The sequence below is a fragment of the Cupriavidus sp. CP313 genome, from assembly GCF_054072015.1.
This window is the reverse complement of sequence record NZ_JBSVZB010000004.1, coordinates 430,714-444,671: the sequence shown is the minus strand read 5'-3', so window position 1 is coordinate 444,671 and position 13,958 is coordinate 430,714. Positions and strand designations below refer to the sequence as shown.

11 protein-coding genes and 1 riboswitch are annotated in these 13,958 nt (G+C 67.4%); of the genes, 3 read left to right on the top strand and 8 right to left on the bottom strand.

Annotated features, from left to right (window positions below; all coding sequences use genetic code 11):
• Nucleotides 1–96 precede the first annotated feature (96 nt).
• From ACW4E8_RS08605 to xdhA, 7 genes are all read right to left on the bottom strand, one after another.
• Entirely contained in the window at nucleotides 97–672 is a 576-nt protein-coding gene (locus tag ACW4E8_RS08605; RefSeq protein ID WP_456804100.1) for a TMEM165/GDT1 family protein, read from the bottom strand.
• Nucleotides 673–736: 64 nt separating this feature from the next.
• Nucleotides 737–945, bottom strand: a riboswitch (yybP-ykoY riboswitch).
• Nucleotides 946–991: 46 nt separating this feature from the next.
• Nucleotides 992–2,167, bottom strand: coding sequence for a fatty acid desaturase (locus ACW4E8_RS08600; protein ID WP_456804099.1), 1,176 nt, complete (start codon nucleotides 2,165–2,167; stop codon nucleotides 992–994).
• Nucleotides 2,168–2,353: 186 nt separating this feature from the next.
• Nucleotides 2,354–3,676, bottom strand: coding sequence for a guanine deaminase (guaD, locus tag ACW4E8_RS08595; protein WP_456804098.1), 1,323 nt, complete (start codon nucleotides 3,674–3,676; stop codon nucleotides 2,354–2,356).
• A gap of 75 nt (nucleotides 3,677–3,751) precedes the next feature.
• A complete protein-coding gene (locus tag ACW4E8_RS08590; RefSeq protein ID WP_456804097.1) occupies nucleotides 3,752–4,807 on the bottom strand; it encodes an adenosine deaminase in 1,056 nt (351 codons plus the stop codon).
• A gap of 55 nt (nucleotides 4,808–4,862) precedes the next feature.
• Complete coding sequence (xdhC, locus tag ACW4E8_RS08585; RefSeq protein WP_456804116.1) at nucleotides 4,863–5,852, bottom strand: xanthine dehydrogenase accessory protein XdhC; 990 nt, start codon at nucleotides 5,850–5,852, stop codon at nucleotides 4,863–4,865.
• Between the two features lie 181 nt (nucleotides 5,853–6,033).
• Nucleotides 6,034–8,382, bottom strand: coding sequence for a xanthine dehydrogenase molybdopterin binding subunit (gene xdhB, locus ACW4E8_RS08580; RefSeq protein WP_456804096.1), 2,349 nt, complete (start codon nucleotides 8,380–8,382; stop codon nucleotides 6,034–6,036).
• A gap of 25 nt (nucleotides 8,383–8,407) precedes the next feature.
• The gene (gene xdhA, locus ACW4E8_RS08575) at nucleotides 8,408–9,910 is read right to left on the bottom strand and encodes a xanthine dehydrogenase small subunit (RefSeq protein ID WP_456804095.1); all 1,503 of its coding nucleotides are present in this window, start codon (nucleotides 9,908–9,910) and stop codon (nucleotides 8,408–8,410) included.
• 232 nt (nucleotides 9,911–10,142) lie between these two features.
• On the opposite strand from xdhA, the gene ACW4E8_RS08570 reads away from it, so the two are divergent.
• On the top strand, nucleotides 10,143–11,090 hold the full coding sequence (locus tag ACW4E8_RS08570) for a LysR substrate-binding domain-containing protein (RefSeq protein ID WP_456804094.1): 948 nt from the start codon (nucleotides 10,143–10,145) through the stop codon (nucleotides 11,088–11,090).
• Nucleotides 11,091–11,115: 25 nt separating this feature from the next.
• Here the strand turns inward: ACW4E8_RS08570 and ACW4E8_RS08565 are convergent, their stop codons facing one another.
• Nucleotides 11,116–11,949, bottom strand: a complete 834-nt coding sequence (locus tag ACW4E8_RS08565; protein WP_456804093.1) for a substrate-binding domain-containing protein — start codon at nucleotides 11,947–11,949, stop codon at nucleotides 11,116–11,118.
• A gap of 145 nt (nucleotides 11,950–12,094) precedes the next feature.
• Here ACW4E8_RS08565 and ACW4E8_RS08560 point away from each other — a divergent pair, with 145 nt between their 5' ends.
• Nucleotides 12,095–13,192 carry a substrate-binding domain-containing protein gene (locus ACW4E8_RS08560; RefSeq protein WP_456804092.1) on the top strand — a complete coding sequence of 366 codons (1,098 nt, stop codon included), beginning with the start codon at nucleotides 12,095–12,097 and terminating at the stop codon, nucleotides 13,190–13,192.
• 121 nt (nucleotides 13,193–13,313) lie between these two features.
• Nucleotides 13,314–13,916, top strand: coding sequence for a DUF4126 domain-containing protein (locus tag ACW4E8_RS08555; RefSeq protein WP_456804091.1), 603 nt, complete (start codon nucleotides 13,314–13,316; stop codon nucleotides 13,914–13,916).
• Nucleotides 13,917–13,958: the final 42 nt, after the last annotated feature.

Sequence of the window (13,958 nt, the reverse complement as noted above, 5' to 3'; positions counted from 1 at the left end):
ACCTCAACCCCTCGAACCGCCCGGTGCGGACCCGCATGCCGGGTGGTGTGGCAGGGGTGTAGCCAGGATGGCTACCCCCTATGCCGATTTGTCGATTTATCCGCCGATATTCAGCAACGCCAGCACCCCCAGCACCAGGAAAATCCCCGCCGCGATCTTGTGCACGAGCGCGATCGGCATCTTGTTGGCAAACTTGTCTCCAAGCAGAACCGCCGGTGCATTGGCGACCATCATGCCGAAGGTGGTGCCGGCCACCACGGGAATCACCGCGTCGCTGAAGCGCGCGGCCAGCGCCACGGTGGCGATCTGGGTCTTGTCGCCCATCTCGGCAAAGAAGAAGGCCACGATGGTGGTGCCGAGGATGCCGAGGGCGCCCTTGACGGGCTTGGCCTGTTCGGCGTCGTCGAGTTTATCGGGGATCAGCATCCATCCCGCCATCGCGATAAAGCCCAGGCCCAGGATCCAGCGCAGCAGGCTTTCGCCCAGCACATGCGTGATCCAGCCGCCGAGCGCGCCGGCAAAGCCATGGTTGAACAGCGTGGCGATCAGGATGCCGAGGATGATGGGAACGGGCTTGCGGTAGCGCGCGGCCAGCACCAGCGACAGCAATTGCGTCTTGTCGCCCATTTCAGCGAGGGCGACGATGCCTGTGGAGACGAGGAAGGCTTCCATATTGGTCTTGTGGGGTAACTGGGCCGCAATGCATCGCGAGATGCCAATGACGCACACCTTTCCCGGCCCGGCCAGAAAGGTATGGTCATCGGTCTCGCCAGGCTGGACGTTGCCGGGGCCGTATCAGTACGGCCAGGCGGGTCCGGAGCTGCGCACGCCATAACCGCAAGCGGTCAAGTCTGTTGACGTACGCCCCTGTCCCCCGGAGTCCGCATTGCGCGGCGCGGTGAGAGCAGGGCGGCTACTCCCCAATGGAAGCGGCAATTATAACGGCAGTGGCGGCAAGCGTCCACCTGCCGCCGCCACAAGGCCTGCACCCTCAGGCGGGTACAGGCGCGTTGTCGCTGGTCTGGCGGCCGCGGAAATCGGTCCAGCACAGGGCCTTGAAGTCATAGAGCTTGCAGCGGCGCGCTGTGTCGAAATACCAGCGCCAGGAGAAGTTCTCGATGATGATGCGGCCCGGCAGCGCGTGCTCCAGCAGCGCCTGGGCGCGCTTGAGGCGGTACAGCGGCACGCTCATGTCGACGTGGTGCGCGGTGTGTTCCATGATGTGGTGCAGCGCGGCGCCGATGCCGTGGCGGAAGCGCAGGTGCACGGTGGTCGAGACAAAGGGCTGCGCCTTGGCCCACATGGCCTTGGTGTCATACCAGGCGACGCTGGTGTGGGTGTGGTGCACGTACAGGACGAAGCCGACGGTGACGTTCCAAACCAGGAAGGGCAGCACGAAGCCGGCACCGATCAGCATCCAGACGGACTGGTCCGCGGCCAGTGCCAGGCCAGCCAGCGCGCCGATCCAGGCCAGCCCGAAGCCAGCTACCAGCACACAGTCGCCGGTGAAGATCGGGCGGCGCGTGGCCATCTGGCGCTTGCTGGGGAAGAACATCTTGCACCACCAGATTTCCACCAGGTAGTACAGGCCCGGGCCGAAGCCGGTGCGGTAGATGCGTTCCATCACGCGGCGCCAGCGCGGCAGCGCGTTGAATTCTTCCAGCGAGTAGGGCGCCCAGACGAAGTCGAAGCCCTTCAGGTTGGTGTAGCCGTGGTGCACCACGTTGTGGCCGACTTCCCACAGGCTGTACGGCGTCAGCGAGGGCAGGAAGGTGAGCCGGCCCAGCCACTTGTTCAGGCCGCGGCGCGGGGTCAGGCTCTGGTGGCAGGCATCGTGGCCGATGATAAACAGGCGCGCGATGATCAGCCCGGCCAGCACGCCCAGTGCCAGCTTGGCGGCCCAGTGCTGCGCCAGCACCACGCCGGCCAGCACGGCCCCGAACAGCAGGTAGTCGAAGGCAAACAGCAGCAGTGCGCGCGGCGTGCTGCGCTGGCCCAGCGGGATCAGCCAGCCGCGGATGATCTTGCGCGAGGGCATCGGGGCGTCCGGCGCGATCGGCTCCGGAAGCGGGGTGTGGTTGGGCGCGCCCTTGCGCGCGGCATGGGGCACGTCATGCGGGCCATGGGCGCGCTCAGGGGCGTGAGCAGCGGATTGGGAAGCGGTCATGCAGAACCTTCTGATTGCGGTCGGATGGGTATGGGCGCACGGCAACGCAGAACGGCCGCGGCAGAACCGCAAGGTTAGAAGGCTTTGTCGGAGACGGTCTTGACGGTCGTCAAGCCGGAGGCGGGGGCGAAGCGGTAAAAGCGCGCCCGCCGCATGGCGGCGGGCGGCTGCTGGCCAGGTGACGGATCAGGCAGCCGGCACGTGGGCGGCCTCGCCCATCACATAGACGCTGTCGATGACGCGGTCGTCGCCCAGCATGGCAAAGGCGAACAGTTCTTCTTCCAGCGTTTCCGAGCGGTTGCTGCGGCGGGCGATCAGCGGCGTGGCCTTGGGGTCCAGCACGATGAAGTCGGCCTCGCAGCCTTCGCTGAAGCTGCCGACGCGGTCAGTCCAGCCCAGTGCCTCGGCCGCGGCGCGGGTGGCCAGGTAGAACATGCGCAGCGCGGTCAGGTAGTAGCCACCCATGCGCGCCACCTTGTGCGCCGCGTTCATGGTGCGGAACATCGAGAACGAGGTGCCGCCGCCCACGTCGGTGGCCAGCGTCACGTTCAGGCGGTTGGCGTCGGACTGGTGGAAGTCATAGAAGCCGCTGCCCAGGAACAGGTTGGAGGTGGGGCAATGCGCCACCGCGGCGCCGCTGTCGGCCAGGCGCCGGCGATCGTCCTGGTCCAGGTAGATGGCGTGGCCGTACATCGCGCCCGGGCGCAGCAGGCCGTAGCGGTCGTACACGTCCAGGTAGCTGCGTGCGTCCGGGAACAGCTCGGCCACCCATTTGACCTCGTCGCGGTTCTCGGCCACGTGGGTCTGGATAAAGGCGTCCGGGTAGGCGCGCGCCAGCTCGCCGCAGGCGGCCAGCTGCGCCTCGGTCGAAGTCGGCGCAAAGCGCGGCGTGATGGCGTAGGCCAGGCGCCCCTTGTTATGCCAGCGCGAGAGCAGGTCGGCGGAGTCCTGGGCGCCGGTCTCGGCCGTATCGCGCAGGAATTCCGGGCAGTTGCGGTCCATCATCACCTTGCCGGTGATCATGCGCAGGTTGCGCGCCTCGCTTTCGGCAAAGAGGGCCTCGGCCGAGGCCTTGTGCACCGTGCTCCAGACCACCGCGCTGGTGGTGCCGTTGCGCAGCAGTTCTTCGGTGAAGAAGCCGGCCACGCCGCGCGCGTAGTCGGGGTCGGCAAAGCGGCGCTCTTCGGGGAAGGTGTAGGTCTCGAGCCAGTGCAGCAGGCCCGGCGACGGCGACGCGATCATGTCGGTCTGCGGGTAGTGCACGTGGGTGTCGATAAAGCCGGGCACGATCAGCTTGCCGCGGTGATCGACGATCTCGGCGTCGGCCGGAATGCGCGCAGCCAGCTGCGTGTAGTCGCCGGCGGCGGCGATGCGCCCGTTGGTGACGATCAGCACCCCGTCGTCCCAATACTGATACGCGTCCTCATGGAATTGCGGATCGCGCAGGAAATGCAGCACGCGGCCGCGAATGGCACGGGTGAGGGAATCAGTCTTGGGGTTGGTCGTCATGGTTTGTCTCTTGTGGCCGGCCCGCGCGGAACCGCATGGTTCAAGCAGCGGGCCGGGCTATTGCATGCGCCGCGCTCAGGCCGCTGGGGCCGTTGCGGGCGGGGACTTGGGCGGGCTCGACCAGAAGTGGTCGACTTCCGCCAGGAATTCAGCCTTCTGCATGGCAGGCAGGAAGGCCGCTTCAAAGCTGTTGCGGGCAAGCTTGTGGGCATCGGCCGCGTCCAGCGGCAGCGCGTCGAAGGTGGCTTCCCAGTTGGCGTTCATATAGCCGCCGAAGTAGGCCGGATCGTCCGAATGCAGCGTGATCACCACGCCGGCATCGAGCATGCGCTTGAGCGGGTGGTCACGCAGGTCCGGGTAGACCTTGAGCTTGACGTTCGACAGCGGGCACACCGTCAGCGCCACGCGCTCGCGCGCCAGGCGTTCCACCAGCGCGGGATCGTCGATGGCGCGCACGCCGTGGTCGATGCGCTGCGCCTTGAGGATGTCGAGCGCGTCGGTGACGTATTGCGCCGGGCCTTCCTCGCCCGCGTGGGCCACCAGGTGCAGGCCCAGCTCGCGCGCCTTGGCGAACACGCGTGCGAATTTCTCCGGCGGATTGCCTTGCTCCGACGAATCCAGCCCGACGCCGACAAAGCGGTCGCGGTAGGGCAGCGCCGCTTCCAGCGTGGCGAAGGCGTCTTCCTCCGACAGATGGCGCAGGAAGCACAGGATCAGGCTGCTGGAGAAGTCATATTCGGTGCGCGCCTGGGCCAGGGCATCGGCGATGCCGTCGATCACCACGCCAATGGGCACGCCGCGCGCGGTATGGGTTTGCGGATCGAAGAAGATCTCGGCGTGGCGGACGTTGTCGGCGACGGCGCGCTTGACGTAGTCCATGGTCATGTCGAAGAAATCTTCCTCGGTCAGCAGCACGCTGGCGCCGGCGTAGTAGATGTCCAGGAACGACTGCAGGTCGGTGAAGGCGTAGGCGGCGCGCAGCGCCTCGACGCTCGGGTAGGGCAGCGCAACCTGGTTGCGCTGCGCCAGCCGGAAGATCAGTTCCGGCTCAAGCGTGCCTTCGATATGCACATGCAGTTCGGCCTTGGGAGTGCGGCGGATCTGGTCCGCGAGCGCGGCATCGATGGTCATGGGGGCCTCGTTTCTGGGCTTTTCTGTACCTGCCGGCGGGGCCGGCGGCACGGGTTCAGGGATGCACCGCCTCCGGGCGGCCCAGACGCAGCGCGGCAAGGCGCTGTTCGCGGACCTGGAGCAGCTGGGCGACGATGGCTACCGCAATCATAGCCGGAGCTTTGTCAGTGATCCCGGGAACCCCCATGGGGCATGTCATTTCCGCAAACCGGGCCGGGTCGATGCCGTGCTCGGCCATGCGGTGTTCAAAGCGCGCGCGCTTGGTCTTGGAACCGATCAGGCCGAAGTAGGCGAAATCGGTGCGCTTCAGGATTTCTTCGCACAGGGTCTGGTCCAGCGCATGGCTGTGCGTCATGACCAGGAAATAGCTGCCGGCGGGTGCCTGCGCGACCACGGCCTCAGGCGTGTCGCTGGCCTCGGCCTCGACGTTGTCGGGCAGCCCGCCGGGGAAGAGCGTGTCGCGCTCGTCGACCCAGTGCACGCGGCACGGCAGCGTGGCCAGCACTTTGACCAGCGCATGGCCGACATGGCCCGCGCCGAACAGCACTACGTGCATGGCGTCGGGCACCAGCGTGTCGATCCAGCTGCCGTCGGCATGCAGCGTCACGCCGGGGATGACGGCGTGGCTGTCGCCATATGTGATCGTGCCGCTGGCCGGCACCTGCCGCTGGAGCGCCTTGCCTGCCTTGAAATTGCGTTCGACCACATCGAGCCAGCCCAGGTCGGCTTGGCCCAGCACCTCGAACGCCAGTTGCACCACGCCGCCACAACATTGGCCGAGCGCCGGCCCGAGGGGAATGCGCTCGATACGGCGCGACTCCCCGCGCACCAGCATCTCGCGCGCGATATCCATGCCGCGCCACTCCAGGTGGCCGCCACCGATGGTGCCGACCAGGTCGTCGGCGCTGACCAGCATGCGGATGCCGGCCTCGCGCGGGGCCGAGCCCTTGACCTCGACAATGGTGACCATCGCCACCGGCACGCCGGCGCGCACCATGCGGGTGGCGTCGGCGAAGCGGAAGGGTTTGAGCGGTGCGTCCTGCATGTCGGGGGCCTTGTCGGTGTTGCCTGGTTGCTGCTTGATGCTGTGGTGCTGCCTGCGCCATGTCATCGCAAGGGTGGCGCGCGCCTGCTTCTTCCACCGGCCCCTTGCCCGTCAACGCGGCCAAGAGGGGAAAGTCCGGCGGCGCCCGCAGGCGCGCGCTTCCTGCGATCGTTCAGCCAGCTCAGGCTGGCTGCGCCGCGGCTTCGCGCACGGCGTCGACGGCGTCCAGGATCGCCTCGCTGGTGGCCGGGGCCTTCAGCGGCGGGTTGATGCGGTAGTCGCCAACGGCAGCCACGGCGTCGCGGATCGCGAAGAACACCGAGAACGGCAGCAGCAGCGGCGGCTCGCCCACGGCCTTGGAGCGGTGGATGCTGTCCTCGACATTGCGGTTCTGGAACAGGCGCACGTTGAATTCCTCCGGGCAGTCGTTGACCGTCGGGATCTTGTACGTGGACGGGGCGTACGTCATCAGCTTGCCGTCCTTGTTCCACCATAGTTCCTCGGTGGTCAGCCAGCCCATGCCCTGGATAAAGGCGCCTTCGACCTGGCCGATGTCGATCGCCGGGTTCAGCGAGCGGCCGGCGTCGTGCAGCACGTCGGCGCGCAGCAGCTTCCATTCGCCGGTGAGCGTGTCCACCAGCACCTCGGAGCACGCGGCGCCGTAGGCAAAGTAGTAGAACGGGCGGCCCTGCAGCTTGCTCTGGTCCCAGTGCAGCTTGGGCGTGGTGTAGAAGCCGTCGGACCACAGCTGCACGCGTGCCACGTAGGCTTCGCGCGCCAGCTCGCCGAACGACAGGCGCAGCTCGCCGGCGCTGACCAGGTCATCGTTGAAGCGCACCTCGGACGGCTCCACGCCGGCCTTGCGCGCGGCAAACACGGCCAGGCGCTCGCGGATCTGGCGGGCGGCGTCCTGCGCGGCCTTGCCGTTCAGGTCGGCACCGGTGGAAGCGGCGGTGGCCGAGGTATTGGCCACCTTGCTGGTATCGGTCGCGGTCACGCGCACGCGTTCCATGCGGATGCCCAGCTCATGCGCCACCACCATCGCCACCTTGGTGTTCAGGCCCTGGCCCATCTCGGTGCCGCCGTGGTTCACCAGCACCGAGCCGTCGTTGTAGACGTGCACCAGCGCGCCGGCCTGGTTGAAGTGGGCCACGTTGAACGAGATGCCGAACTTCACCGGGGTGATGGCGATGCCCTTCTTCAGCACCGGGCTGGTGGCGTTGAACGCGCGCGTGGCCTCGCGGCGGGCGCGGTATTCGCTGCTGGCCACCAGTTCGTCGATCAGCTCGTGGATGACGTTGTCTTCCACGGTCTGGCCGTAAGGCGTGACGTTGTTCTCGGTCTTGCCGTAGAAGTTGGCGCGGCGCACGTCCAGCGAATCCTTGCCGACCGCGCGGGCGACGTTGTCCAGGATGTACTCGACCGCGAACGCGCCCTGCGGGCCGCCGAAGCCGCGGAAGGCGGTGTTGCTCTGTGTGTTGGTCTTGCCGCAGTAGCCGTCGATCTGCACGTTCGGCAGCCAGTAGGCATTGTCGAAGTGGCAGATGGCGCGGGTCATCACCGGGCCCGACAGGTCGGCCGAGAAGCCGGCGCGCGAGACCATCTCGACCTTCACGCCCTCGATATGGCCTTCGTCGTCGTGGCCCACGGTGTAGTCGAACACGAAGTCATGGCGCTTGCCGGTGATCATCATGTCGTCGTCGCGGTCCGGGCGCAGCTTGACCGGGCACATCAGCTTCCAGGCGGCCAGCGCGGCGCAGCAGGCGAACAGCGCCGACTGCGATTCCTTGCCGCCGAAGCCGCCGCCCATGCGGCGGCATTCGACCAGCACCTGGTGTGCATGCCAGCCCAGCATATGGCACACCGCGTGCTGCATCTCGGTCGGGTGCTGGGTCGAGCACCACACTTGCATGCCGTCGTTCTCGCGCGGTGCGGCGTAAGAGATCTGGCCTTCCAGGTAGAACTGCTCCTGGCCGCCCAGGTGGATCTTGCCGCTGTCCTGGTGGGCCGCGCCGGCAATGCGCGCGGCGGGCTCGCCGCGCGTCAGGTGCATCGGCGGCAGCACATAGCTGCCGGCCTCATGCGCGGCTTGCGGCGACAGCACCGGGGGCAGGTCTTCGTAGTCGATCGTGCCCAGGCGGGCGGCGCGGCGGGCGGCGTCATGCGAGGTCGCGACCACGATAAAGATCGGCTGGCCGATGAACTGAACCACGTCGCGCGCCAGGATCGGGTCGTCGTGGATGATCGGGCCGCAGTCGTTGGTGCCGGGGATGTCGTCCACCGTCAGCACGTCGACCACGCCGGGCGCGGCGCGCACCTTGTCGAGCGAGACCGACTTGATGCGGGCGTGCGCGCGGGTGCTCATGCCGAGCGCGGCGTGCAGCGTGCCGGCCAGCTCGGGGATGTCATCCGTGTAGGTGGCGGTGCCGGCCACGTGCAGGTGGGCGGATTCATGCGGACGCGAGATGCCGACCTGCGGAACCTGTTCGGCGGTGGCGTCGAGCAGGAAGGGTTCGGTTTGCTTGTTCATGCCGATGCTTTCCTTTTTCTCTGGCTCAGGCCGTGGCGGTTTCAGTGGCGCCGGCGCCAATGGCGCGGACGTTGACGGCTGCCGCGGGCAGCGCTTCGGCGCTGGTCTCCAGCCAGAATCGGTACAGCAGGTTGGCGGCACCGCGGCTGCGGTACGACGCGGTCGCGCGCATGTCGGACAGCGGCGTGTAGTCCTGCGCCAGCGCGGCCATGCCGGCGCGGGCGGTGGCTTCATTCCAGGGCTGGCCGGTCAGGGCCGCTTCGGTGGCGTAAGCGCGCTTGGGCGTGGCGGCCATGCCGCCGAAGGCGATGCGGGCCTGCGTGACGATGCCGTCCTGCACGGTGATGCCGAATGCAGCACACACTGCAGAAATATCCTCATCAAAGCGTTTGGACAGCTTGTAGGTGCGGAAGTGCTGCGGGCCGGCCACCGGCACGCGCAGCGCGGCGACGAATTCGCCCGGCTGCATGGCAGTCTTCTGGTAGGCCAGGTACAGGTCCTCCAGCGGCAGCGTGCGGCGCGTCTCGCCGTGCTGCAACACCACTTCCGTGCCCAGCGCGATCAGCGCCGGCATCGAATCGCCGATCGGCGAGCCGTTGGCGATATTGCCGCCCAGCGTGCCGGCATTGCGGATCGGCAGCGAGGCAAAGCGCTTCCACATCTCTTCCAGCTCGGGGTGCGCGGCGTTCAGTGCGGCGTAGGCCTTTTCCAGCGTCACGGCGGCGCCGATCTCGATCATGCCGTCGCGTTCCTCAACCTGGTTCAGGTCTTCCACCTGGCCCACGTAGAGCAGGCTGCCCAGCTCGCGGAACTGCTTGGTGACCCACAGGCCCACGTCGGTGCTGCCGGCCAGGATGCGGATATCGGGCTGTGCCGCCTTGATCGCGCCGAACTCGGCCGCGGTGCGCGGGGCAAAGAACTCCTGGCCCTGGGCGCGGTAGCGGAAGGTCTCGCCGCGCTTCAGATTGCGCAGGGTGTCGGCGATCTGCTTCGGGTTGAGCTTGTCCGCGGTGGGGGCGGGCAGGGCCATCATGCGCTCGCCGGCGTCGATGATCGGGCGGTAGCCGGTGCAGCGGCACAGGTTGCCGGTCAGCGTGTCGCAGATGGTCTGGCGCGAGGGGGCTTCGCCGCCCGGGGTGTGCTGCTGGTACAGCGCCCACAGCGACATCACGAAGCCGGGGGTGCAGAAGCCGCACTGCGAGCCGTGGCACTCGACCATGGCTTCCTGCACCGGGTGCAGGTTGCCGTCGGCCTGGCGCAGGTCCTCGACCGTGATCAGGGCCTTGCCGTCGAGCGTGGGCAGGAACTGGATACAGGCGTTGACCGCCTTGAATTCGACATCGCCGCCGTCCTGCAGCTCGCCGATCACGACGGTGCAGGCGCCGCAGTCGCCTTCGGCGCAGCCTTCCTTGGTGCCGGTGCAGCGCGCGTCTTCACGCAGGTACTGCAGCACGGTGCGGGTAATGGGGGCGTCGGATACTTCCTTGACCTGGCCGCGGTGGAAAAAGCGGATGGTTTGCGTCTCCATGGTCTTCTCTCTCTTGGTGATGGCGGAAACATAGCACCCTGGCCTTTCATGCAATATTCGGCCCAGGTGATATGCCCCATCAGCGGGCGACCCCGATTGGTGCCCCGCCGCACCGGCGGGCGCCCCCCTGGAGGAGGTGATTTGACCGTTTGTGGGGTGCCTGTCATACACTATGCGCCGTTCCCATCCCCCACGCCACCCATCTGGCCCCCGCCAGAGGGCCGCCATCGCCATGCACGGACGCGACCATCTCGATACATATTTGCTGCGGGTGCTTCACACCCTGCTGACCGAGCAGAGCGTGACCCGCACGGCCGTGCGTTTAGGCCAGTCCCAGCCCGCCATCAGCAATACCCTGAAGCGCCTGCGGGAGATCACCGGCGACGCTATTTTGGTGCGGGGCAAAAACGGCATGGTGCCGACCGAACGCGGCCGCGAACTGCTGGCGCTGGCCGAGCAGAGCCTGGCGGCGATGGACCGCATCGCCCGCCCGCCGCAGCAGTTCGACCCGGCCACCACCACGCGCACCTTCCACCTGGGCGCGCCGGACTACCTGGACGCGTTCTTCCTGCCCAATATCGTCGAGCGCGTGCGCCGGCTGGCGCCGGGCGCCAAGCTGTTCGTGCATCCGATGACGTCGTCGTCGGACTTCCTGGACGAACTGGAACAGGGGCAGCTGGATATCGTGGTCGGCAACTGGCTGTCGCCGCCGGAGCACCTGCATATCTCGCCGCTCTTCGACGACGAGGTGGTGTGCATGCTGGGCGCGCAGCACCCGCTGGCGCGCAAGGGGCTGACGCTCAAGCACTACCTGGAGATGCCGCACCTGGCGCCGGCGCCCTATGCTTCGATGCAGCGCAGCATGATCGACCAGGCGCTGGCCGAGCAGGGCTACAAGCGCAATATCCAGGTCACGCTGCCGTATTTCGGCCTGGTGCCGTATGTGCTGATGAAGACCGATATGGTCTTTACCACTGGCCGGCAGTTTGCCGCGCACTACGCGCAGTACCTGCCGATCCGCATGGTGCCCTCGCCGGTGTCCTTCCCGCGCATGCGCTTCTACCAGCTGTGGCATGAGCGCTGCCACGCGGCGCCGGATGTGATGTGGATCCGGCGGATGATCGCCGAGGTGGCGGCGGACCTGCCGCAGCTGCCGCGGCTGGAGGCTGAGGGGGGGTGAGCAGGCGCTGCAGAGGGGGAGGGGCTTACCTGGCCTTGTAGTCCGGGAAGAACAGCTGCTCCCCTTCCACCTTGTATCCCGCAATCGCGTCCTGCCCTTCCTTGGACGTGATCCACTCCACCAGCCTCATCGCATCCGTATGGTTGATGCCCGGATGCTTGGCCGGATTGACCGCGATGATCCCGTACGGGTTGAACATCTTCGGATCGCCTTCGATGGCGATCGCCAGGCCGGTCTTGGCGCGATAGGCGCCGTAGGTGGCGCGGTCCGACAGCGTATAGGCCGGCATCTGCGCCGCCATGGTCAGCACCTCGCCCATGCCCAGGCCGGCGTTGACGTACCACGGCTGGCCCTTGGGCTCGATGCCGAGCTGCTTCCAGTAGTCCTTCTCCATCACGTCGGTGCCGGAGTTGTCGCCGCGCGAGATGAACTTGCTGCCGCTGCCGGCGAGCTTGCGGAACCCCGCCAGCACGTCCTTGCCGCCTTTGACACCTGCCGGGTCGGTGGCCGGGCCGACCACGATGAAGTCGTTGTACATCACGTCGCGGCGGTTCACGCCGTAGCCGGCCGCGACGAAGGCGTCTTCCATCTTGCGGGCGTGCACCAGCAGCACGTCGACGTCGCCCATTTCGCCCATCTTCATGGCCTTGCCCGAGCCGACCGCGATCACCTTCACGGTGACGCCCGCTTTCTGCTCGAAGCGCGGCAGCAGGTATTTCAGCAGGCCCGAGTTCTCAGTGCTGGTGGTAGTGGCCAGCTTCAGTTCCCCGGCATGGGCCGCCGACAGCAGGCCTACGCAGGCAATCGCGACGAGATGGCGCACAGGGCGGCGCTGGCGTTGGGCAAGGCGAGGCGACATGCGGTGGGCTCCTTTGTATTATGTTCTGTCGGACATAATTGCTTTTGCCTTTGGATCTCATGGAGAATGCGGCAAAACAACATAAAAATGGGGTATTCATTGTGGTCCAGCCGAGATCGATAAGTAAATATGCTGCGGAGGACATATGACCTTCCGCTTTGACCTGTTTCCGGTGATTGCGCCAGACGACAATCCGCGCGCGAATGGCAAGGTGTTCCAACTGCTCAAGGCCGTGCGCGAAACCGGGTCGCTGCACCGCGCCGCGCGCGAGATCGGCTTGTCGTACCGCCATGCCTGGGGCGTGATGCGGGCCTGGGAGGAAATGCTCGGGCGCAGCATGCTCGATATGGAGCGCGGCCGCGGTGCCTCGCTGACCCGCTTTGGCGAACGCCTGCTGCGCGCCGAACTGCGCCTGCGCGAATCGGTCGACCCGGTGGTGCAGAAGGCCATGGCCGACTTCATTGCCGAGCTGGACGATGCCCAGCAGCCGCAGTCGCAGGTGCATTTCACCGGCAGCCATGACCCGGCGGTGGAGGTGCTGGCCGCCGCGCTGGGCGTGGCAAGAACCCCGCTGCAGCTCGATACGGTGTTTTGCGGCAGCGTGGAGGGGCTGATCTGCCTGCAGGAGCGGCAGTCGGAACTGGCCGGCTTCTATGTCTCGCCGGTGCAGACCGCGGGCTCGGTCGCGCATGTGACGCTGCGCAAGTGGCTGCGGCCGGCCGCGGTGCGGCTGCTGCGACTGGCGTGGCGCGAGCAGGGCCTGATCCTGGCCCCGGAGGTGGCGCGCGAGGTGCATGACCTGCGCGACCTGGCGCGCACCCAGGCGCGCTTCGTCAACCGGCAGCGCAGTTCGGGCACGCGCATGCTGTTCGACCAGCTGCTGGCCGCGCAGGGCCTGTACCCGGACCAGATCGCCGGCTACGACGAGACCGAGTTCAGCAACGAGAAGGTGGCCGAGGCCGTGCACGGCGGCCGCGCGCAGGCTGGTTTCGGGCTGCGCATGAATGCCGAGGCCCACGGGCTGGCCTTTGTGCCGCTGACGCGCGAGGCCTACTACCTGGCGCTGCGCAAGAACGACCAGACCGCCGGCTGGATGGCAGCCCTGCTGGGCCTGCTGGCTGATCCGGCCTTTGCCCGGCGCATCGAGGCGCTGCCCGGCTACACCATGGCCGAGCCGGCCGGCATCCTGACGCCGCAGGAGGCGTTGCCGTGGTTCGGGCCGGACGGCAAGGAAGACGCCTGAGGGCCAGCCGGGCGGCATGACGCCGACGGGCGCGCGGCTGCGCGGCCCGGTCCGTATTACACTCCCTGCCAGGCGCGCCGTGGTTTGCACTGGCTTGCGCCAGATCCTTGCAAGGAGCGCCATGCTGGAAACCGCCGCGCTGGCCGCGGGCATGTCCTGGGCCAGCGGATTTCGCCTCTACCTTGCCGTGCTGGCCGCCGGCGTGCTGGCGCGCCTGGGCTGGCTGGACCTGCCGCCCGGGCTGCAGCCGCTGGAATCCTGGTGGGTCATCGGCGTGGCCGCCGTGCTGGCCGTGGCCGAATTCGTCGCCGACAAGGTGCCCGCGTTCGATACCGTCTGGGACGGCATCCATACCTTCATCCGCATCCCCGCCGGCGCGATCCTGGCCGCCGCCGCCTTCGGCCAGCTGGATCCGCAGTGGGTGGTGGCGGCAGGGCTGATCGGCGGCACGCTGGCCGGCACCGCGCATGCGGTCAAGGCCGGCACGCGCGCGCTGATCAATGTGTCGCCGGAACCGTTCTCCAATTGGACGGCCTCATTCACTGAAGACCTGACCGCGACCGGCAGCCTGTTGCTGGCGTTTTTCCTGCCGGTGGTGTTCCTGGTGCTGCTGGTGGTCTTCCTGCTGGTGGCGGTGTGGCTGCTGCCGAAATTGTGGCGCGGCGTGCGCCGGCTGCATGCAAGCCTGCGCGGCAGGACTGAGCGGCCTGGCACACCCCGCTAGCTTCCCGGCCTTTCCCGCTTTTTTTCGACTGACCCGAGGCGC